Below are 19,992 nucleotides of genomic sequence, written 5' to 3'. Positions count from 1 at the left end.
GCCTGGCGGCCCGTTGCGTTTTCTGGCTTAAGGGGGTCTTGCGGTCTGTTGCCACTTCTCCTCTCTGCCTGTCACATTTCTTTGAAAACCAGATGCCGTGATTATCAACTGAGATCATGCAAGGACTTATTGAGTGGCGGTGTTAACGTCATGTCGCTGAATTTCACCGCTAATCCTTGCCGCTCCGGCGTGCAGCACATTACCCCGACCTTCACCTTTCCGGCGGGAAAAGGGCACAAACGCAGCAACGGCCAGCTCAGACCATCCGTCGAATATTGCAGACGCAGGGCGTCATCTTTACGCGTCAGACGCAGCCAGAATTCGCGCGGGTTGCCCGGAAAAATCCCCGTCGCCCAGTCGGAATAGTCCAGTGTCAGCACGCTGCCGATAGCGGGGGCGCCATCGTTGAATTCAATCCCCGCCTTCAGCCAGTGGCGGTTATCGGTCATCAACATAATGCCCGCCTGATCATAAAGGGTGGTGAATTCCGCACAGATTTTGACCTGAAAGGTAAAATCCTCAGCGACTTCTTTGGCGAACAGATGACCGGAGAAGCGTTCGAAACCGTACCAGGTTTTGTGCCAGAAATCGGTGTGATCATCGGTGACAACCGACAGAACACCCTCTTCACATTGCCATTGGGCAGGTTCGTTAACCCATTGAAACTCCTCGTGCATGACGCTTCTCCTTTGTCTTTTGCGTGTTATACCGGCCCCTGCGCTTTGTCTGCCCAGGCCGGCATGGCCGTCAGATAGCGCACCGCGCGCTTGCGTGACTCTTCCGGCCCGACGTGTTGCCATGAATCAAGATAGCCTGCAAGTCCGGCTACCGCCTCCTCCCAGGATTTAAGATTGCCTTCGCTGTCGGTGCAATACTTGCAGTATTTGTCGCTCGGCCCCTGGGCGTCGGGGGCGGAAAGCGGCATTCCGCAGGAATGGCAGCACGCTTCATGTTGGGACATAGGACACTCCTTGTTTGATGAGATGAACAATAAATGTACATGTTTCCGCCAGGGCAGAAGTGCCGCACGATCATATAACCACAAATAAAAAGTGGATTTTCAGTTGTGCTAGCGTGATCCTGCTTACGTCTAACCCTTGACCACCGACAAAGTAAATCCCGCCGATCCCTCACATAATCACGGCCGCTTATCATTCCACAGGTGTGACCCCATGGCTTACCAACTAAACCTTAACTGGCCTGAATTTTTAGAGAAATACTGGCAGAAAAAGCCGGTTGTATTGAAAAACGCATTTGCGAACTTTGTTGATCCGATCACCCCAGATGAGCTGGCAGGCCTGGCGATGGAAGTGGAAGTCGACAGCCGCCTCGTCAGCCATTTCAACGGTGAATGGCAAGCCAGTAACGGCCCGTTCGAACATTTCGATGGCCTCGGGGAAACCGGTTGGTCGCTGCTGGCGCAAGCGGTAAACCACTGGCACGCGCCGTCTGCCGAGCTGGTTAAACCGTTCCGTGCGATCCCGGAGTGGCGCTTTGACGATCTGATGATCTCTTTTTCCGTACCGGGCGGCGGCGTTGGCCCGCATATCGACTGGTACGATGTTTTCATTATCCAGGGGATGGGTAGCCGCCGCTGGCGTGTAGGGGATAAATTGCCCCTGAAAGAGTTCTGTCCGCATCCGGCGCTGCTCCACGTTGAGCCGTTTGATCCGATTATTGATGAAGACCTGGCGCCGGGCGATATTCTCTATATTCCGCCGGGATTCCCGCACGACGGTATTACCCACGAGACCGCGTTTAACTATTCCATCGGTTTTCGTGGGCCGAATGGCCGCGATCTGATCAGCAGCTTTGCTGATTATGCGGTTGATAAAGATCTGGGCGGCGATCACTACACCGATCCGGATTTAACCTGCCGTGAAAATCCGGGTCGGGTTGAAGAGTACGAGTTGGAGCGTCTGCGCGGCATGATGATCGAGATGATCAATCAGCCGGAGGATTTCAAGCAGTGGTTTGGCCGTTTTATCACTACACCGCGCCATGAGCTGGATATCGCCCCGGCTGAACCGCCGTATGAGCCGCAGGAAGTGCTGGAAGCGTTGCAGGAAGGCCAGGTGCTGACGCGTCTGGGCGGGCTGCGCGTGTTCCAGGTTAGCGACTGTTTCTTCGTGAATAGCGAGCGTTTCGATACCGTTGCGCCGAAAGCCGCAGAAGCGCTGTGCCGCCATTTGTTGATCGGTAAAGAGGAACTGGGGGAAGCGTTGAATAACCCAGCCTTTATTGCCGAGCTGACCGGGCTGGTGAACCAGGGCTACTGGTATTTCGACGAATAATCGCCATCCCGGATGCGGTCTCATATCCGGGCCTCGGTCCTGATACCCTCTCCCGGTGGGAGAGGGTCAGGGTGAGGGCAAACTAGCGGTAGACCGGCAACAGATGAAAGCTGGAAAGCACGTGAATAATGGCGTTACCTGCGCCGAAACAGAGAATCAATATAATCATCGCTTTACCGCCCCACACGCGATAATGCGGGCTGCCGAAGCGTTTACGCGATGCGCTGGCCAGCAGCGCTGGCACAATCGCCGCCCAGACAGTCGCGGCTAATCCGGCAAAGCCAATCGCATAAATAAACCCGTTCGGCCACAGCACGCCCCCAATAATTGGCGGCAGGAATGTGACCAGCGCGGTCTTAAAACGCCCCTGCGGGCTGTCGTCAAACTTAAACAGATCCGCCAGATAGTCGAACAGCCCCAGCGTCACGCCGAGGAACGAACTGGCGACGGCAAAGTTTGAGAACACCGTCAGCAGCAAATCCAGCCCGCGACTGTTCAGCACACCGCTCAGCGCCTGTACCAGCACATCGATGTTGCCGCCTTTCCCGGCGATATCAATAAATGCCGGGCGCGGAATATTACCCATCGTACCGACCAGCCAGAAAACGTAGAGAACCAGCGCCATCAGCGTACCGAGCAGCAGGCAGCGGCGGATAGTCAGCGGGTCTTTGCCGTAGTATTTCATCAGGCTGGGCACATTGCCGTGATACCCAAACGAGGCCAGGCAGAACGGCAGAGTCATCACGAGATAGGGCAGGTAGCTGGGGTTCACTTCGGCGGTGTTAAACAGTACCGCTGGCTGCACGTGCCAGATTAACCCACCAAAGCTCATAAAGAAGGTGAGGATCTTGGCGCCCAGCACAATGGTGGTCATGCGGCTGACGGCCCGTGTGCTCAGCCAGACAATAAAGGCCACGACCAGCGCGAATAACAACCCGCCCAGCCGTGCCGGGAAGTCGATATTCATTTGTGAAAAGGTATGGTGAATAACGGAGCCGCTGGCGGAAATATAAGCGTACGTCAGAATATATAAAACAAACGCGACGGTAAGGCCGTTAATAATATTCCAGCGATTACCGAGAAGGTCTTTGGTAATAGTGTCGAAGCTGGCGCCAATATGATAATTCAGGTTAGCTTCAAGAATCATTAATCCTGAATGCAACATACAAAACCAGGTGAAAACTAATGCGAGCAGTGACCAAAAAAACCATGAGCCAGACATGACAACCGGTAAAGAAAACATGCCCGCGCCAATAATGGTGCCACCAATAATCATTGCGCCACCAACGAGCGATGGCGCTTTATTTGTTACTGATAGAGTAGCCATAGTACGTTTCCATAGACGTCATATTCCGCATCGCCCGAGTGGGCGACGTATATACCCGTCATCTTTCACGTTGCATATGCGTTGGCGTGCACTCTCCCTTCTGTAAGCTCCTGGAGGTTTACGCTCTTGCTAACTTTCTGCAACTCGAATTATTTGGGGTAGAGCTATTCAGGCGTAACATCGGAAAGACGCGCCCGTTGCAGGCGCGTCCGGGTGAGTTTTATTCCACCGGTTTTAAACGGGCCACGAAGTGGCGCAATACCGGCGGTTCATAGGTGAAGGTCAGGCCTTTGATGGACGATGCGCGTTTTTTCACGGCAATCAGCGAATCAGCGATGTAGTCCATATGGTCGTTAGTGTAGACGCGGCGCGGAATAGTCAGGCGCAGCAGCTCCATCGGAGACGGTTTTTGCAGGCCGGTGGCCGGGTCGCGCCCTAACAGCAGCGAGCCAATTTCCACGCTACGAATACCCGCTTCCAGATACAGCTCGTTATTCAGTGCATGTGCCGGGAACTGTTCCGCCGGGATATGCGGCAGCAGCAGTTTGGCATCGACAAACACCGCGTGGCCGCCGGTCGGGTACTGGATCGGAATACCGCCTTCGCGCAGACGTTCGCCCAGATACTCCACCTGTGCAATACGGTAGGTGAGGTAATCTTCGTTGGTGCCTTCTTCCAGGCCGATAGCCATCGCTTCCATATCGCGTCCGGCCAGGCCGCCGTAAGTGACGAAGCCTTCCATCGGCACGCAGCGGATGCGTACTTCGTTAAACAGATCTTCGTCTTCGCGGAAGCAGCACATGCCGCCGATATTCACCAGCGGATCCTTTTTCGCGGACATGGTCAGCATGTCGCCATAGGTATACATCTCGCGGATGATCTCTTTAATCGATTTATCCGCGCAGCCCTCTTCGCGCTGCTTAATAAACCAGGCGTTTTCGCAGAAGCGCGCGGAGTCAATGACCACCGGGATCTTATGACTTTTCGCGATTTGGTAGACTTCACGCATATTGGCCAGCGAAATCGGCTGGCCGCCGGAGCTGTTACAGGTCACGGTGGTGACGATCGCCGCCACGTTTTCCGCACCCTGCTCGGCGATGGTCGCTTTCAGTTGAGCGATATCGAAGTTGCCTTTCCAGTCGTACCAGGAGGTGGTATCGAACGCTTTCGGCGTCACTACGTTGATGGCTTTCGCACCGTTCAGTTCCACATGTGCGGCGGTAGTGTCGAAGTGGAAGTTGGAAATAAAGACCGGTTTTTTCGATTTGCAGCGCGCAATCAGCGACGGGAAGAGGATTTGTTCAGCACCGCGCCCCTGGTGGGTTGGGATGGTGAAAGGATAGCCGATGATCTCTTTTACTTTTGCGCATAAATTCTGGTAGTTACGTGAGCCTGCATAGGCTTCGTCGCCCATCATCAGCCCGGCCCACTGGCGATCACTCATGGCCCCTGTGCCAGAGTCAGTCAGCAGGTCAATATACACATCCTCGCTATTAAGCAGGAAAGGGTTATATCCGGCTTCGGCCAGCGCTTTGACGCGGTCGTCGTAAGTGGTCATGCGGATATTCTCAACCATTTTAATGCGGAAAGGTTCTGGGATGCGTTTCATAATATTTCTCCAATAGCGTGCCTTGCGACGTCACGATATTTTCGGCGGTATAAAGCGCGCATAAAAATATCGCTCAACGTCGTGTTGAGTTTGATTTTTTTAATGAATAATGGGCAGCGGAGAATTAACGAGGGAAGTCGTTGGTAATGCGCGGATCGAGATTGTACCAGGCGTTCAGACCGCCCTGAGCAATGAGGCGGTAACTCAATCGGTATTTCATTACAGCGTCCTCTGACGTTACGGGAGTACTAAAAATAGATAAATATGAAAAAATATCCGCGATTAAACTCACAAATAGTTTATTGAGAGAACTATTCACTGTGAAATATGATGGCAGACACATTTTGCGTTCACTTTTTTAATCGCAATAACCCTGTGGATTTAAGGGGCTTGCTACCGTTTTCCTCATCCTTTGAGAATCGCAGCAAAGGCTGTACCCTATGTCGCGCAGAAACGGCGCACTGACCGCGCGGGCTTTTCAAAGGTAACGAATGAAATTCAAAGCAGACCAGACCAGCCAGAAACTCCGGGGTGGTTACTATACGCCGCAAAACTTAGCCGATTACGTGACCCGCTGGGTGTTGAGCATACATCCGGCCAGCGTGCTGGAACCGAGTTGCGGTGATGGTGCATTTATTCAGGCTATTCATAACAACAATGGCGATAAAGCGGTCAACCTGGAATGCTTTGAGCTTTTTGATATCGAGGCGCAAAAAGCCGTGCAGCGCTGCGAGACCCTGGGGTTTTCCAACGCGACGGTGACCGAAGGCGACTACCTGGTGTGGGCCAATAAGCAACTCGCTGAAAACCATACGCTTTATGATGGCGTGGTAGGCAACCCGCCGTTTATCCGCTACCAGTTCCTCGAAAATGAATTTCAGGTGCAGGCGGAGCTGGTGTTTAAACAGCTCAAGCAGAAATTCACCAAACATACCAATGCCTGGGTCCCGTTTTTGCTCTCTTCGCTGGCGCTGCTTAAAGAGGGCGGGCGGCTTGGCATGGTGATCCCATCGGAAATCATTCACGTGATGCATGCGCAGTCGCTGCGCAGTTATGCGGGGCAGGTGTGCTCGAAGATCGTGATTATCGATCCGAAAGAGATCTGGTTTGAAGACACCCTGCAGGGGGCGGTGATCATCCTGGCTGAGAAGAAAACCGATCCACAGCAGGAAACCGAAGGTGTGGGGATCGTCAGCGTTAACGGCTTTGATTTCCTTGCCGAAGATCCCAACGTGCTCTTTGCGCGTACGCCGGGAATCAACGGGGAAACCGTCGCCGGGAAATGGACCAAAGCGGTGCTGGAGCGCGATGAGCTGGCGTTGATTCAGTCGCTTATCAATCATGCGTCGGTGCATCAGTTTAATGATATTGCCACCGTGGACGTGGGGATCGTCACCGGGGCGAATGAGTTTTTCCTCGTGGATAATCAGACCGTTGAGCAGTATCAACTGGCCGATTATGCCCATCCGATGTTTGGCCGCAGCCAGCATTGTCCGGGGATTTTGTACGATGCAAACCAACATGCGGAAAACCAGCGTGACGGTCTGCCGACTAATTTTCTGTATATCGCCGACGAATTCGAGGCTCTGCCGTTAAAAGTGAAGGAGTACGTCCTTTTCGGCCAGTCGCAGGAGTTGCACACGCGCTATAAATGCCGCATTCGCAAGCCGTGGTACAAGGTCCCTTCGGTTTACAGCACCAGTATCGGCATGCTGAAACGCTGCCATGAAGCGCCGCGTTTAATCCTCAATCAGGCGGAAGCCTACACCACCGATACCGCCTATCGTGTGCGTTCGACCTTTACCAGCAGTGAAAATCTGGTGTGCAGCTTTTTAAATCCGCTGACGACCATTACCGCTGAGCTGGAAGGGCGCTATTACGGTGGCGGCGTGCTGGAGCTGGTGCCATCGGAGATTGAACAACTGTATATCCCGGTTATCGAGGGGATGGAACACGATCTGGCGGGTATCAACCAGCAGGTGAAAGCCGGTGAGATCGCCGCCGTGATCCGCAGCCAGGGCGAGAAGATCCTCGCGGCGTTAGGTTTTAGCAAAAGTGATAACGATAGGCTGATGGCGATCTGGGAAAAGTTAAAGGATCGCCGGTTACGGAAATAACCCTCCCCCGGTGGCGCTTCGCTAACCGGGGCTACGACTGGTTTTCTCCCTCTCCCCAAAGAGGAGAGGGGACCGTTCGTGCTCGCATTTTTGTGGGGATTCCTCACCCCACAGGGAGAGGGGACTATTTCGTGCGACCTGAACGTCTTCAACCTTTTTAGCCATGGCTGACTCGTTTTCCCGCATGACAACCACAGCGACATCTTTGTGCTCCCTGGCGCAGAGCGTGCAGCGAGGGGGTTGAGTCCCCGCTGAAATCGGTGAGACGAAGACCCGATGACAAGGTCAGGCCGCCAGGGATGGCGGACTGAGGTTTGTCGGGACAGGACAAAATCGTCTGGAACGATTTTGAACAACGCAACGCGTTGGCCCGAAGGGCGAGCCCCAGGGATGGGGCGAGTAACTCGAGTCAAACCGACCGCAGGCAGCGGGGCGGGAGGCGAACGCAGTGCGAAGCACCGATTTTTTGCGGGGCCGCGGGGATTGTAAAGGGGAACGCGGTGTTCCCCTTTACCCGTTCACGTGTTCGGGTGGTCCATTTCGCCATGAACATACGGTGAACGGAACCCTCCTCCTGAGCCGCAGATTCCCCTCACCCTAACCCTCTCCCCAAAGAGGAGAGGGGACCGATCGTGCTCGCATTTTTGTGGGGATTCCTCAGCCCTGAGGGAGAGGGAGAAAACCACTCACAGCCCCTTATACAACACCTCTACCGACGGGATTTTCTCGTCCAGCTCACCCAAATCAAACAGCGCCGCAATCAACGCATCCATCCGCGCCTGCTGGGTGTCAAATTGGCGCTGATAAACGATTTTTTCCCGTGCGGATGCCTGCGTAATCTGCGCGTACAGGTGGTTGAGCTGTCTTTGCAGAGTGGCGATATCATCATGGCGCGCCGCGTCCGCTCTGTCGGCAAAGCGGATGGTCGGAATCGGCATCCGGGTCTGGATTTTGGTGCCCCTGGCGATAAAGCCGCCGCGGAAAATCTCCCCATAAATCGATGCGAACCACTCCAGATGGCGGGAAGTCAACAGCGCCTGAATATAGTAAATGGAGTAGGGGCAGTCGTCGGGAACGTTAATAATGCTGTAGCCCGCGGTGCCGCCGGAAGAGACAAACGTCCGGTGGTTATCAATCGCGTATTTGTAGCCATTCGACAGTACGCCGACGATAATTTTTTGCGGCACATCGCAGTTCTCCAGCGCCTGACTGCGCCCATAGCGATACCACTCATGCGGCGTTGTCGGGTCTGGTTTTATCGACCGCTTGCCATTATCAAGATGCGGTTTGACCACCTGCAGAAAAGCGAACGTCTGCGGATAAAGGGCACGTAAATCGTCGTACTCAATAAACTGAATGCGGCCATCCACCTTATGATAGGGGTAAATGACGAAGGCGTTCGGCTCCACATCTTTATAGCTGTAGAAGTTATCCTGACCCGAGCGTGGCGTTTCAAAATAGGGGCGGGTTAAGGCCTCTTCAACGGAATATTCCACGCCGTCGTAAACGAACCAGACATAGCCATTTTCCGTTTTCAGGCTCTTATGGACGTAATATTCATTGGCGCTGGTCTGGATACCGTTGGCAATGGCTCCTTTGCCCAGAATCTCCCCCAGTTCGGCAGACTTGCTGAACATTCGCTGCAAAATATCGTTCGTTTCTTTCTCCAGCACCCAGGTGTCGGAGTCCAGCTTATCGGGCGAATGGAGACTTAACAGCGACGATTTATCTTCACGGGTCAGCCACTTTTTAAAGTCTTTCACTTCATAAAAAGCGAATTCATTCTGCGGCGATTTTTGCAGGCACAGCAGGCAGGTATAGGTGGTTTTATTGAGAAAGACCTGATGCGAACCAAACGAAATCAGTTTGCTCAGATAGCGGTTATCCGCCAGCAGCTTACGCAGGTTTTTCCCCGCGCCGATTTTGGTGAATTTGGACGGAAGAATATAGCCCAGATAGCCACCCTCTTTTAGCAACTGCATGGCGCGTTCAACAAACAGGAAGTATTTATCGAACTGTTTGTAAGCCGACTGGTATTTCTTTTTGTAGACAGGCAATTCGGCCGGGGTGAACTGCTTCATATGCTCCGTTGCCATATACGGAGGGTTGCCGACAATCACATCGAAGCTGTTTTCATCAATATGCAGCGGGTTCACGCTATAGCTGTCCGCCGCCGCAACCCCGTCATTTGCATCCACCAGACTATTGCCGAAAATAATGTTGCGCTGAATTTTCGGCAGGATGGGTTTGTCATCGCCAATCGTCTCTTTCGATTCCCCTTCCAGCAACTTGAGCAGCAGACCAAAAGCACAGGCTTTTACCGCGTTGTAATCTTTATCGATACCGTAAATACAGCGGCTGAGCAGCTCTTTTTTCACCGACAATTTCAGTTTGAAGCTGTGCGGCGAAAGCTGTTGAAGCTTCGTGCGATCGTGCCTGATGTAATAGTCGACCAGCGTATCCTGGAGATACTGAAAGACCTCCAGAAGAAAGGCACCCGAGCCGCAGGCGATATCGGCGAATTTAGCATTAAGGATCTGCTCATCGTTTTTGCCCCGGCAAAATTCGCTTACCGTGTTGCGGATAATCTCTTTGATGATGTGTACCGGTGTGGTCACCACATCGCGATCGAGATGTTCCTCTTTAGGGCGAATTTCGGGCGTGCCGTTGGGGCCAATTTTGATTTTTTCGCTCAGGAAGATCTCGTAAATACTGCCGAGAATATCGGAAGAAAAGACCGCAAAGGAGTAAGTGCTTTGTGGGAAATAGAGCTGATTGATGATCTCCCAAATCGCAGAATTATCATTACTGATCAGCTCCGCAATATGGTCGAGGGCGAACAGGCCGGAGTCATATTTGCGATCCGAGGCCTGCAACGTCTGCACCAGCGCCTGGTAATCCTGTTTCTGCGCTAAAGACCAGAGTGTCTCATAAGCTTCTAAGTCACGATCTTCACAGACGCGCAAAAAGACAATGCAGTTAATGTAGTTCTGCGTCAGATCGTTGATCTCTTCTTCATTCAGACCGGGCTTGAGGGAGATAAACTCCCTGGCGAGCAATAAACGCCATTGATTGATTTGCCGGAGGAACAGATCGTCGACGCTAAAGCGCAGGATCTTGCTTTCAATGGCGGACCATTCGTTATCAAATTGCCCGGAATAGACGCTATCACGGCCAATTAGCGCCATAATTTCATCGAAATGGGCCGCCAGTTCGCTGTAGTGATACAGCTTGATACGTGAGTGGCTGGTCTGGTCGCTCTGTTCTACCGGATTGGAGCAGTCATAAATGGCGGTATATTCGAAATTAGTCAGCACCGAGATTTTTAATTTGCCGGTAAAGCCGTAGCGTCGCACCTGTTTTGCCGGTTCCGGGTCGAGGGTAATATCCACGCTCGGCTTTTTGGCTTCGACAAAGAATTTACGCTCAGAGAACAGACGGAAGGTGTAATCCGGTTTCTTCGCGTTTTCCCCCATCCGCGCTTTTAATCCCTCTTCGACCAGCACTTCACGCTCGTTGGTTGGTTTACCCTGGGCGTTGATAATGTCCCAACCCAGAAGGGTAAACAGCGGATCGAGAAAATCAGTTCGTAGCTGCGTTTCGTTATATTTTCTGGAGTGGTAGTAGGCCAAATCATTCTGATATTTCGCCACCAGTTGCTCAAGCTGCTCAATTTTTGTCATCTGATTTCCCGATCCTGACGTGCGGTATTTTCCCTGTGGGCGTTATGCTAAGCGGATCATCATAGGCAATACGCGCAACGATGTCTTTCCCTGGAAAACGGAGCGGCTTGCGACAGGCAAAAAAAAGCCCCGCAAACGCGGGGCAATGCTCACAAACATTAACCTTAAAAATCCATTTTCACCGTGAACTGCACTTCACGCGGATCGCCAGGCTGGTTACCCAGGTTGTTAGTAGCGATGGACGAGGTGTAATAGGACTTGTCGAACAGGTTTTTCACGTTCAATTGCAGCGTGACCGGGTATTGCAGCTTCATCTTGTAAGCGGCGAAGGCGTCAGCCACAAAATAGCCCGGCAGGTAATAATCCGCGCCGTTGGTAGCCGAGCGACGATTCACCCCGTGACCGCCGCCGCCGAGCGTCAGCGTATTGCCGCCTGGCATATTGCGGATGTCATACGTCAGGAACACAGAACCGGTATGGCGCGGCACGTTTGGCAGCGGTTTCCCGGCATATTCCGGATCTTCGAGTACTTTGGCGTCGGTATAGCTGTAGCTGGCGATAACATTCATATTGCTGGTCAGCGCGCCGGCGATATCCATTTCCACGCCCTGCGAACGCACGCGACCTGCGGTTTTCGCCACGGTCTCGTCACCGACAATCTCGCTGTACATCACGTTGCGTTTGTGAATATCAAACAGGGAAATATTGGCGGTGACGCCGTCAAAGAGGTCGAACTTCGCCCCCACTTCCCACGCGGTGGAGGTTTCGGGCGGCAGATCGCCAATATAGCTGGCGATGGAGTACTGCGGCATAAACGACTGCGCCACGTTGCCGAACAGGGAGATGGACGGCGTCAGTTTGTAGACAAGGCCGAATTTCGGCGTCCACTGTTCGTCGGTGCTGTCGGTGTTCACATTGAACGGACGGCCTTTGCCTGCGTACTCGGTGTAGTACTGGTAACGCACACCGGCGACGGCGATCCATTTGTCCGTCAGGTACAGCGCATCCTGAACATAGGCAGAGTAGCTCTCCTGCTTGATGGTCTGGTCGCTGTCCGATGCTGACACCGACGTACATTTGCTGGCATTGCCGTAGGTCGGGTTATAGATATTGAAATCTTTGACGTTTTTACAGCGGATCATATCGGTACGCAGCAGATCGTAATTTTCATACGACACGCCGGTCAGGATCTCGTTATAAAACCCGGCGATATCCACGTTGCCCTGCAGATCGGCGCGGGTGCTGTGCATCCGCTGGGTCGATCCCTGCGTGGCATCCACTCGGCGCGTTAGATTCCCGGTGGCGGCGTCATAGGCCATCACGCGCGACTGGTTATCGGTGTATTTGTCCTGGCTAAAGCTGTAGTCAAACTTCGCCGTCCATGCGCTGTTGAGACGGTATTCGGCATTCAGTTGCGCCAGATCAGATGCACCATCGGTAATGTTGAACGGCTCATCGAAGCGGGTTTCACGGCTGACATTCACCGGCTGTTTGGTCTTGAGATCGAAAATCGTGCCGCGATCAAACGGGGTGTTGTAGTCACGGTGCGAGTACAGCACACTCACCGTGGCGTCATCGCCAAACCAGGTCAGCGACGGGGAGATAAAAGTGCTTTTCTCTTTACCGAAGTTGCGCCAGTAATCTTCATTCTGATATTCGCCAGTCAAACGATACGCCAGGCGAGTGCCTTCAATCGGCCCGGTAACATCGAGATCCCCGGTGCCGCCGCCAAAGCTTGAAGAGGTGGCAGAGACGGAGCCACCAAAAGTGGTTTGCGGGCGTTTCGTTACAACATTGATAAGCCCACCGGGATCCAGAATACCGTACAGCGTGGAGGCCGGGCCTTTCAGTACTTCGACGCGCGAGGTCGCAGCATTAAAGCTGCGCGGCAGCACCGTTCTCAGACCATTGGTCATGATTGACCCGTCGCGGTTCGCGCCAAAGCCACGGCGCACAAAGGCATCCTGCGTGCCGCCTAATGTGTTGGTCTGCACCACGTTACTGACGTTATACAGCGCTTCATCCAACGTTGTCGCATGCTGATCTTCCAGCACTTTATCGCTCACGGTGTTAACCACCTGCGGAATATCCAGCAGCGGCATGGTGGTGAGCGTTGCCGCCGAGGTGTTCAGCGGTTGATAGCCCGCCGTCGCAGCCTGATCTGCCGATGACGCGCCTGCCAGTACGGTCAGCGTGTCACTGTCTTTATCCTGCGCAGCGTTTGTTGCTGCCTGTGCCAGAGGTGAAAAGGTTGCCCCCAGGAACAACGCAGAAAACAGTGCGTGCCCTTTTTTCCCGGAGATCGAAGAAGTTAACTCAGCCATGTTGTCCGTTTTTCCAAAATGCCCTCTGCCAGTCATGCATAAGGGAAGATTTTTATTCATTGCCCGCGACTGTAAATCTATCCTTCGGCGTGAAATATTCATGCTGGATATGTAATTGAGAATCATTCAATCATGGCAAAATGTAGTAGTAAATGGAAAAGTGAGAAAAATGACTACACCGCATTTTGCGGATGAAAATGCGCCTGAAAATATCCCCTTTATCCATTTAGTTTATTGAAAATAAACAGATTAAAAATAAGGCTCAGCCAATGAAGTGGCTGTAGTCACCCTAAAATAACCGGTGAAGTTATGGGTATTTGAATCTCTTGACTACTACATTGCCTGGCGGCAAAATCTAAAAGAGAATGATATTTATTTTTATTTGTTAAGCTGGCGCGCGCGGAGTGTACCACGTGGTTGCGGCGCAGGAGTATACATGCCACAGCAGGTGGACAACGCGGCCAGTCGGCCCGGAATTGTGCTGGATAATCTCTCGGCAGGTTATCAACAAAAGGTGATTGTTGATGGCATCAGCCTTGCCATCCCCTCCGGCAAAATGACCGTGCTAGTCGGTGCGAACGGCAGCGGCAAATCCACGCTCCTCAGTACCATTGCGCGCCTGCTCAAACCGCTGGGCGGCAGCGTCCAGCTTGACGGCAAAGCCATTCACCAACAGCCGACCAAAGCGGTCTCGCGCCAGTTGGGGATCTTGCCTCAGTCACCGTTAGTCCCCGAAGGGCTCACCGTGTTTGAACTGGTCTCCCGTGGACGCTTCCCCTGGCAAACCTTTATGCGCCAATGGTCTGACGACGACCAGCAGGCGGTTGAAGAGGCGCTGGCGGTAACCGGCACCACAGCGTTCGCGCATCTTCCGGTCGACAGCCTCTCCGGTGGTCAGCGTCAACGCTGTTGGATTGCGATGGCGCTGGCCCAGCAAACCCCGGTGATTTTACTCGACGAACCCACCACTTTCCTCGACCTGCGTTATCAGGTGGAGATCCTTGAACTGCTGCACTCGCTGACCCGCCAACACGGGCGCACCGTAGTGGTGGTATTACACGATCTGAACTTCGCGGTGAATTACGGCGATACGCTGGTCTTTCTGCGTCAGGGCAAAGTGGAAGGCGTGTTGCACGAAGGCGATCCCTGCCCGGCGGAGCTTATCAAATCGGTCTTTGAGGTTGATGTGCATGTCTCCATTAACCCGATGACCGGGAAACCCTTCTTTATGCCATTCCGCCGTCAGCACGAGCCGCACGCATGACCACACAACCCCTTCTTGTACGCCGCCGTAGCGGGCGAAGCGGGCTGGCACTCCTGCTGGTGCTGGTGTTACTCGTGCTGGCCTCGGTGGCCCATCTGGGGCTGGGGGCGCGCACGATTGGCCCGCAAACCGTTGTCCGTGCGTTTCTGGCCTTCGACCCGCGTAACTTCGACCATCAGATAATTATCAGCCTGCGTCTGCTGCGCCTTGTGGCGGCGCTGGTGGTGGGGGCGGCGCTCGGCGTCGCCGGGGCGCTGTTACAGACGGTGATCCGTAATCCGCTCGGTGAGCCGCATATCCTTGGGCTGAATGCAGGGGCGGCGCTGGCGGTGGTTGCGACCACCGCGCTTGGGCTTGCTTTCGGGCCTGGGCAACCGCTGATCGCCGCCTGCGGTGCCGGGGCGCTGTTTGCGCTGGTGATGGGTATTGCCAGCGCCGGGAAAAGCGGGCTGACGCCGATGAAGGTCACCCTGTGTGGCGTGGCACTCACCGCGTTTACCTCCTCTCTCACCGCCGCCATTCTGATCCTTGATGAACAAACCCTGCTGGCAATGCGCACCTGGCTTGCCGGGGATCTGGCAGGGCTACGCTGGGAGGCGGTCCGCACTGCGGCGCTGGTGGCAGCGATGGGGCTGGTTCTGTCACTGTGGGTGGCCCCGGCGCTCAATATGCTGGCGCTGGGGGATCAGGTGGCTATCGGGCTGGGGATTTCGCTGGCGCGTACCCGTGGCCTTGGGCTTGTTGCCATTGCCTTGTTGTGCGGGGCGGCGGTATCACTGGCCGGGCCGATCGGTTTTATCGGCTTGATCGTCCCGCATCTGGTGCGCCGTTTTGCTACCGATGACCTGCGCCTGGGCGTGCCGCTTTGTGCGCTCACGGGGGCATTACTGTTGCTGCTGGCGGATATCGCCGCCCGTACGCTGGTCGCCCCTCATGAGCTGGCAACCGGGGTGATGACCGCGCTCGTGGGAGCACCGCTGTTTATCCTGCTGGCATCGAGGTTATTCAAATGAGTTCGCTGCTATCGCGCGCAGGCTTTCGTTCGTTTCGTCTGGGGCGTTTTTCCCGTTTATGGCGGCCAAAGACGGCTGTGTGGGGCGCCGTGCTGCTGGTGCTCGCGCTGGGGTTATTACTTACCGGCCTGATGCAAGGCTCGCTGCCGGTTCCCGTATCGGCGATCGGGCGTGCGCTCTTTTTCCCACAGGCGCTTAATGCCGAACAGTTGTACATCGTGTGGGATATCCGTTTGCCGCGCCTGCTGATGGCGCTGCTGTGCGGCGCCATGCTGGGTATGGCCGGGGCGGCGATGCAGTCGATCACCCGCAATGGTCTGGCGGACCCTGGGCTGCTGGGGGTGAAAGAGGGCAGTAGTGTGGCGGTGCTGGCGTTAATCCTCCTCTTCCCGGCGCTGGGGCTGGCCTGGCGGCCCGTAGCGGGCATGGCGGGCGGCCTGCTGGCGGCGTTGATCGTGCTGCTGCTGGCGCGGGATTTTTCGCGTCCGCGTTTTATTTTGCTTGGCATTGGCGTCTCCTGGACGTTTGCGGCAGGCATTGGGGTGTTTATGACCACCGCCGATGTGCGCGATGTACAGACCGCGCTGGTGTGGCTGGCGGGCAGCCTGCATACCGCCACCTGGCCGCTGCTGGTGGTGGCGACCTGCTGGGCGCTGCCTGCCGCGCTGATTTTGTTTGTTACCGCGCGGGCCTCAGATGTGGCGCTGCTCGGCCATCAGGCCGCCGCCGGGCTGGGCGTGCGGATGGCGTGGCTGATGCGCATTCGTTTTTTTGCTCCGGTGTTACTGACCGCCGCCTGTGTCTCTTGTGCGGGTAGCATCGGTTTTGTCGGGCTGATTGCGCCGCATATGGCGCGTTTTCTGCTGCGCGGCGGCCAGGTGGCGCTGTTGTCCGGCAGTGCGTTGCTCGGTGCGCTGCTGGTGCTGGTGGCCGATTCGCTGGGGCGGCTGGCATTTGCGCCGCTGCAAATCCCGGCGGGCATTGTGATTTCATTGACGGGCGGACCATTTTTCCTGCTGTTGCTCTGGCAGCGGCGGGACCGGTTATAACTCAGGGAGCCGTATGCGTTTACTTTTCGCTTTCTTATTACTGGCGGTGACGGCGGTGCATGCCGAACCCGCGACCCGCACCTTTACCGATGATCTGGGGCGGACGGTGACCGTGCCGCTGCATCCGCAGCGTATTGTCTCGTTGCACGATCTCGATATCACCATTCCGCTGATTGAGCTGGGCGTGCCGCCGGTCGCCAGCCATGGCCGCACCCGGCCCGACGGCAGCCATACGCTGCGCTCCAGTGCGATGTTGACCGGGGTGGATTTTGATAACAGCCAGATCGCGTTTATCGGCACCGCAACCATTGATATTGAAGCCGTGGCGGCGGCAAAACCGGATCTGATCATTACCGAGCCAAGTCGCAATACGCCGGTGGAGCAACTGGAAAAAATCGCCCCGACCGTCAGTATCGATCACCTTGACGGTGGCGCGCCGCGTATCTACAGCAAACTGGCGGAGTTGACCGGCAGCCAGGCGCGACTTACCATTCTTGATCGTCGCTATCAGGCGCAAATCGCGGCGCTAAAAGCGACGGTGGATACCCGCAAAATCCGCGTGTCGGTGATTCAGGCCAACCAGGGGAAAATCAACGCCCTGCATACCTATCATTCGCTGGGACGTGTGCTGCGTGATGCCGGGTTCACCTTCCCGCCGTTGATTGAGCGCATCCCGGAGGGCGGACGTATTGATGTCAGCGCGGAGCGGTTGCCGGAGCTGGATGCCGATTTTGTCTTCGCTACCTGGCGTGGGGATACCGGCGGTAAGCCGCAGGATGAGATGGCGGCGATGGATGCGGTAATGCCGGGCTGGTGTAATTTTCTGTCGGCCTGCCGTACCGGGCATTATGTGTTGATTTCACGGGAAGAGGCCATTTCCAACTCCTATGCGGCGCTGGGGCTGATGGCTGCGCAGGTGCAATCGCAGATTGCCGGGCGTCCGTTGCCGGGTGCAACGCCATGATGCGCGCAACGAAAAGCAAAGGGCGGGTGGATGTCTATGGCGAGCGCTACCGGGCGCGGGCGCATACGCTGTCGCCGCGCTTATTGTCGGTGGCGCGCTACATCCACGAAAACCGGGACGTGGTGCTGGAGCATACGGCCATTGAAATTGCGGCGGCCACGCAAACCTCGGACGCCACGGTGGTGCGCGCGATTCAGGCGCTCGGCTTTGCCGGATTACGCGACCTGAAACAGACGATGGAGCACTGGTTTGGGCCGACGGTGACCTCGGCGGAAAAGATGAGTACCACGGTCGGGGCGCTGTCGTGCGATGTCAATTCCGGCATCGATTTTGTGCTCGAAGGGCACCAGTACACCTGCGAGGTGTTGTCTGCGCCGGATAACCGTTATGCCATCGCGCAGGCCGTCGCCCTGCTGGTGGAGGCGCGTCAGGCGGCCATTTTTGGGATTGGCGCTTCGGGGATTCTGGCCGATTACACCGCCCGCCTGTTCAGCCGTGTCGGGCTGCCCGCGGTGGCGCTCAACCGTACCGGTATCGGGCTGGCAGAGCAGTTGATTAGCCTGCAACGCGGCGATGTGCTGGTGATGATGGCGCAGAAATCGGCCCATCGGGAGGGGCTGACGACCCTGAAAGAGACCAAACGGCTGGGTATTCCGACGATTTTGCTGACCAATGCGCTGGATTCGCGTTTTAGCAAAGAGGCGGACGTGGTGATCCATGTGCCGCGCGGCGGTGAGAAGGGCAAAATCCCGCTGCATGGCACGGTGTTGCTGTGTCTGGAGATGATTGTGTTGTCCGTGGCGTCGGCTACCTCTCAGCGTGCCATCAAAACGGTGAAGCGCATCAATGAGTTTCACCGTGGCCTGAAGCCCGGCGGCAAAAAGGTGTAATTCCGCCGGTGGGCAAGGGGGGCATTCCCGGATGGCGGCAGTCGAACGGTCCCCTCGCCCCTTTGGGCAGACGGTTAGGGTGCGAGGAAAATCACCCCACGCCACCCCCCAGGGATTGCCACAACGTTACCCGGTTCTCAAGATCTGTCTGCTGCAGCGAAATCAACCCCTCCTGCGCCGACCACAGCGAACGCTGTGCGGTCAGCACCGATAAATAATCCCCGGTCCCGGCCTGATATTGACGCTGAGCGATATCCAGCGTTTTTTGTTCGGCAGCCACATATTCACGCTGGGCGTCGAGCTGTTCATCCAGCGTCTGGCGGCGGGCGAGGGCATCGGCAACATCTTTAAACGCGCTCTGAATCGTTTTCTCATAGGTGGCGATCAACCCTTTCTTCTCTGCTTCCGCGTAGCGCAACTGCGCCAGGTTGCTGCCCCCGGTAAACAGCGGCAGCGAAATCGACGGGGCAAACGACCAGACCTTCATACCGTTATTAAACAACGACGACAGGGCTGAACTGCCCACCCCTGCGCTGGCGGTTAACGAAATCGACGGGAAGAAATTCGCCCGTGCCGCACCAATGTTGGCATTGGCGCTTTTCAGGTTGTGCTCCGCTTCCTGAATATCCGGACGGCGCAACAATACCGAAGACGATACCCCCGCAGGCGTCAGCTTGATGCTGTCCTGCGCCAGGCTTTCGAGCGTACCGGGCAGCAGACTTTGCGCCACGCTCGTTCCCGCCAGCAGATTGAGCGCATTGATATCCTGCGCCACCTGGGTTTTGTAACTGGCGACGCTCGCTCGTGCCTGCTGATAGACCGCCATGGCTTCGCTTACATCCGTCGCCGCCGCCGTCCCCACCTGCTGTTGACGCTTCACAATCGTGAGCGAATTTTGCGCACTCGCCATTGTCTGCTGCGCCAGCGCCAGGTTGCTGTTATCCGCCGCAAGCGTAATCCACGCGGTGGTGATTTCTCCCACCAGCGTCAGGCGGGCGTTTTGCGCGGTATATTCGCTGGCAAGCCAGGTCTCCCGCTGGGCCCGCGCGAGGCTCTGGTTACGGCCAAACAGATCCAGTTCAAAGCTCGACACCGCGCCATTGGCCTCTGCACTGGACGTCACGCCGGTGGCCGCAGTACGGCTGCGGGTGTTGCTCAACTCCGCATTGACGGTGGGGAAGAGCGCGGCCCGGTCTTCGGCATAGAGCGCGCGTGCCGCATCGATATCGGCAATCGCTTTTTGCACATCGCGGTTTTGGGTGAGCGACAGGCTCACCACCTGCTGCAGGCGGCTGTCATTGACCACCTGCTTCCAGTCGGTGGCGACCGCCTTCGCCTCGCCGCTGCTACCCGGCAAAGTGGCAGGAACCGGGGCTGCCGGGCGTTGATAGGTCGGGTCGAGCGACACACAGCCCGCGCTCAGGAGAGCCAAAACAAGCACACTAATTCGAAACATAA

The 19,992-nt window shown here is 55.7% G+C and carries 15 protein-coding genes; 7 read left to right on the top strand and 8 right to left on the bottom strand.

What is annotated here, in order from left to right; translation table 11 throughout:
• Nucleotides 1–104: 104 nt before the first annotated feature.
• Together C5523_RS24005 and C5523_RS24000 are read right to left on the bottom strand one after the other, a co-directional pair.
• The gene (locus tag C5523_RS24005) at nt 105–677 is read right to left on the bottom strand and encodes a DUF1349 domain-containing protein (RefSeq protein WP_039076886.1); all 573 of its coding nucleotides are present in this window, start codon (nt 675–677) and stop codon (nt 105–107) included.
• Nucleotides 678–703: 26 nt separating this feature from the next.
• The gene (locus C5523_RS24000; protein WP_039076885.1) at nt 704–961 is read right to left on the bottom strand and encodes a zinc ribbon domain-containing protein; all 258 of its coding nucleotides are present in this window, start codon (nt 959–961) and stop codon (nt 704–706) included.
• Nucleotides 962–1,172: 211 nt separating this feature from the next.
• On the opposite strand from C5523_RS24000, the gene C5523_RS23995 reads away from it, so the two are divergent.
• Nucleotides 1,173–2,294 (top strand): cupin domain-containing protein, encoded by a 1,122-nt coding sequence (locus C5523_RS23995; protein WP_108702101.1) that lies wholly within the window; start codon nt 1,173–1,175, stop codon nt 2,292–2,294.
• 82 nt (nt 2,295–2,376) lie between these two features.
• Here the strand turns inward: C5523_RS23995 and mtr are convergent, their stop codons facing one another.
• The 3 genes from mtr to tnaC form a co-directional block, all read right to left on the bottom strand.
• Nucleotides 2,377–3,621 carry a tryptophan permease gene (gene mtr, locus C5523_RS23990; protein ID WP_071193542.1) on the bottom strand — a complete coding sequence of 415 codons (1,245 nt, stop codon included), beginning with the start codon at nt 3,619–3,621 and terminating at the stop codon, nt 2,377–2,379.
• A 220-nt stretch (nt 3,622–3,841) separates the two neighbouring features.
• Nucleotides 3,842–5,230 carry a tryptophanase gene (gene tnaA / locus C5523_RS23985; RefSeq protein ID WP_039076882.1) on the bottom strand — a complete coding sequence of 463 codons (1,389 nt, stop codon included), beginning with the start codon at nt 5,228–5,230 and terminating at the stop codon, nt 3,842–3,844.
• Nucleotides 5,231–5,354: 124 nt separating this feature from the next.
• Entirely contained in the window at nt 5,355–5,450 is a 96-nt protein-coding gene (gene tnaC, locus C5523_RS23980) for a tryptophanase leader peptide (RefSeq protein WP_072039686.1), read from the bottom strand.
• Nucleotides 5,451–5,721: 271 nt separating this feature from the next.
• Here tnaC and C5523_RS23975 point away from each other — a divergent pair, with 271 nt between their 5' ends.
• Entirely contained in the window at nt 5,722–7,347 is a 1,626-nt protein-coding gene (locus C5523_RS23975; RefSeq protein ID WP_108702100.1) for an N-6 DNA methylase, read from the top strand.
• Between the two features lie 686 nt (nt 7,348–8,033).
• Here the strand turns inward: C5523_RS23975 and C5523_RS23970 are convergent.
• Nucleotides 8,034–11,030 carry an N-6 DNA methylase gene (locus tag C5523_RS23970; protein WP_108702099.1) on the bottom strand — a complete coding sequence of 999 codons (2,997 nt, stop codon included), beginning with the start codon at nt 11,028–11,030 and terminating at the stop codon, nt 8,034–8,036.
• A 164-nt stretch (nt 11,031–11,194) separates the two neighbouring features.
• Complete coding sequence (locus C5523_RS23965) at nt 11,195–13,354, bottom strand: TonB-dependent siderophore receptor (protein WP_108702376.1); 2,160 nt, start codon at nt 13,352–13,354, stop codon at nt 11,195–11,197.
• 436 nt (nt 13,355–13,790) lie between these two features.
• Between C5523_RS23965 and C5523_RS23960 the strand changes: the two genes are divergently transcribed.
• From C5523_RS23960 to C5523_RS23940, 5 genes are read left to right on the top strand one after another with little or no spacing between them, the layout of a single operon-like run.
• Nucleotides 13,791–14,618 carry an ABC transporter ATP-binding protein gene (locus C5523_RS23960; protein WP_108702098.1) on the top strand — a complete coding sequence of 276 codons (828 nt, stop codon included), beginning with the start codon at nt 13,791–13,793 and terminating at the stop codon, nt 14,616–14,618.
• On the top strand, nt 14,615–15,631 hold the full coding sequence (locus tag C5523_RS23955; protein ID WP_108702097.1) for an iron ABC transporter permease: 1,017 nt from the start codon (nt 14,615–14,617) through the stop codon (nt 15,629–15,631). Before C5523_RS23960 ends, C5523_RS23955 begins: the two co-directional genes overlap by 4 nt.
• Nucleotides 15,628–16,680, top strand: a complete 1,053-nt coding sequence (locus C5523_RS23950) for an iron ABC transporter permease (protein ID WP_108702096.1) — start codon at nt 15,628–15,630, stop codon at nt 16,678–16,680. Before C5523_RS23955 ends, C5523_RS23950 begins: the two co-directional genes overlap by 4 nt.
• A 13-nt stretch (nt 16,681–16,693) precedes the next feature.
• Entirely contained in the window at nt 16,694–17,644 is a 951-nt protein-coding gene (locus tag C5523_RS23945) for an ABC transporter substrate-binding protein (RefSeq protein ID WP_108702095.1), read from the top strand.
• A complete protein-coding gene (locus C5523_RS23940) occupies nt 17,641–18,534 on the top strand; it encodes a MurR/RpiR family transcriptional regulator (protein ID WP_108702094.1) in 894 nt (297 codons plus the stop codon). Before C5523_RS23945 ends, C5523_RS23940 begins: the two co-directional genes overlap by 4 nt.
• Before the next feature lie 91 nt (nt 18,535–18,625).
• Here C5523_RS23940 and C5523_RS23935 read toward each other — a convergent pair whose 3' ends face one another.
• Entirely contained in the window at nt 18,626–19,990 is a 1,365-nt protein-coding gene (locus C5523_RS23935; protein WP_108702093.1) for an efflux transporter outer membrane subunit, read from the bottom strand.
• Between the last annotated feature and the right edge of the window lie 2 nt (nt 19,991–19,992).

Source organism: Phytobacter sp. SCO41 (assembly GCF_003073275.1).
Taxonomy (GTDB): Bacteria; Pseudomonadota; Gammaproteobacteria; order Enterobacterales; family Enterobacteriaceae; genus Phytobacter; species Phytobacter diazotrophicus.
The sequence above is the reverse complement of the archived record's forward strand: the minus strand, read 5'-3'. Positions and strand labels throughout refer to the sequence as shown.

What these genes read in the sequence shown, in the direction of transcription:
- C5523_RS24005 (WP_039076886.1), bottom strand. Translation starts at nt 677, where the DNA reads ATGCACGAGGAGTTTCAATGGGTTAACGAACCTGCCCAATGGCAATGT.
- C5523_RS24000 (WP_039076885.1), bottom strand. Translation starts at nt 961, where the DNA reads ATGTCCCAACATGAAGCGTGCTGCCATTCCTGCGGAATGCCGCTTTCC.
- C5523_RS23995 (WP_108702101.1), top strand. Translation starts at nt 1,173, where the DNA reads ATGGCTTACCAACTAAACCTTAACTGGCCTGAATTTTTAGAGAAATAC.
- mtr (WP_071193542.1), bottom strand. Translation starts at nt 3,621, where the DNA reads ATGGCTACTCTATCAGTAACAAATAAAGCGCCATCGCTCGTTGGTGGC.
- tnaA (WP_039076882.1), bottom strand. Translation starts at nt 5,230, where the DNA reads ATGAAACGCATCCCAGAACCTTTCCGCATTAAAATGGTTGAGAATATC.
- tnaC (WP_072039686.1), bottom strand. Translation starts at nt 5,450, where the DNA reads ATGAAATACCGATTGAGTTACCGCCTCATTGCTCAGGGCGGTCTGAAC.
- C5523_RS23975 (WP_108702100.1), top strand. Translation starts at nt 5,722, where the DNA reads ATGAAATTCAAAGCAGACCAGACCAGCCAGAAACTCCGGGGTGGTTAC.
- C5523_RS23970 (WP_108702099.1), bottom strand. Translation starts at nt 11,030, where the DNA reads ATGACAAAAATTGAGCAGCTTGAGCAACTGGTGGCGAAATATCAGAAT.
- C5523_RS23965 (WP_108702376.1), bottom strand. Translation starts at nt 13,354, where the DNA reads ATGGCTGAGTTAACTTCTTCGATCTCCGGGAAAAAAGGGCACGCACTG.
- C5523_RS23960 (WP_108702098.1), top strand. Translation starts at nt 13,791, where the DNA reads ATGCCACAGCAGGTGGACAACGCGGCCAGTCGGCCCGGAATTGTGCTG.
- C5523_RS23955 (WP_108702097.1), top strand. Translation starts at nt 14,615, where the DNA reads ATGACCACACAACCCCTTCTTGTACGCCGCCGTAGCGGGCGAAGCGGG.
- C5523_RS23950 (WP_108702096.1), top strand. Translation starts at nt 15,628, where the DNA reads ATGAGTTCGCTGCTATCGCGCGCAGGCTTTCGTTCGTTTCGTCTGGGG.
- C5523_RS23945 (WP_108702095.1), top strand. Translation starts at nt 16,694, where the DNA reads ATGCGTTTACTTTTCGCTTTCTTATTACTGGCGGTGACGGCGGTGCAT.
- C5523_RS23940 (WP_108702094.1), top strand. Translation starts at nt 17,641, where the DNA reads ATGATGCGCGCAACGAAAAGCAAAGGGCGGGTGGATGTCTATGGCGAG.
- C5523_RS23935 (WP_108702093.1), bottom strand. Translation starts at nt 19,990, where the DNA reads ATGTTTCGAATTAGTGTGCTTGTTTTGGCTCTCCTGAGCGCGGGCTGT.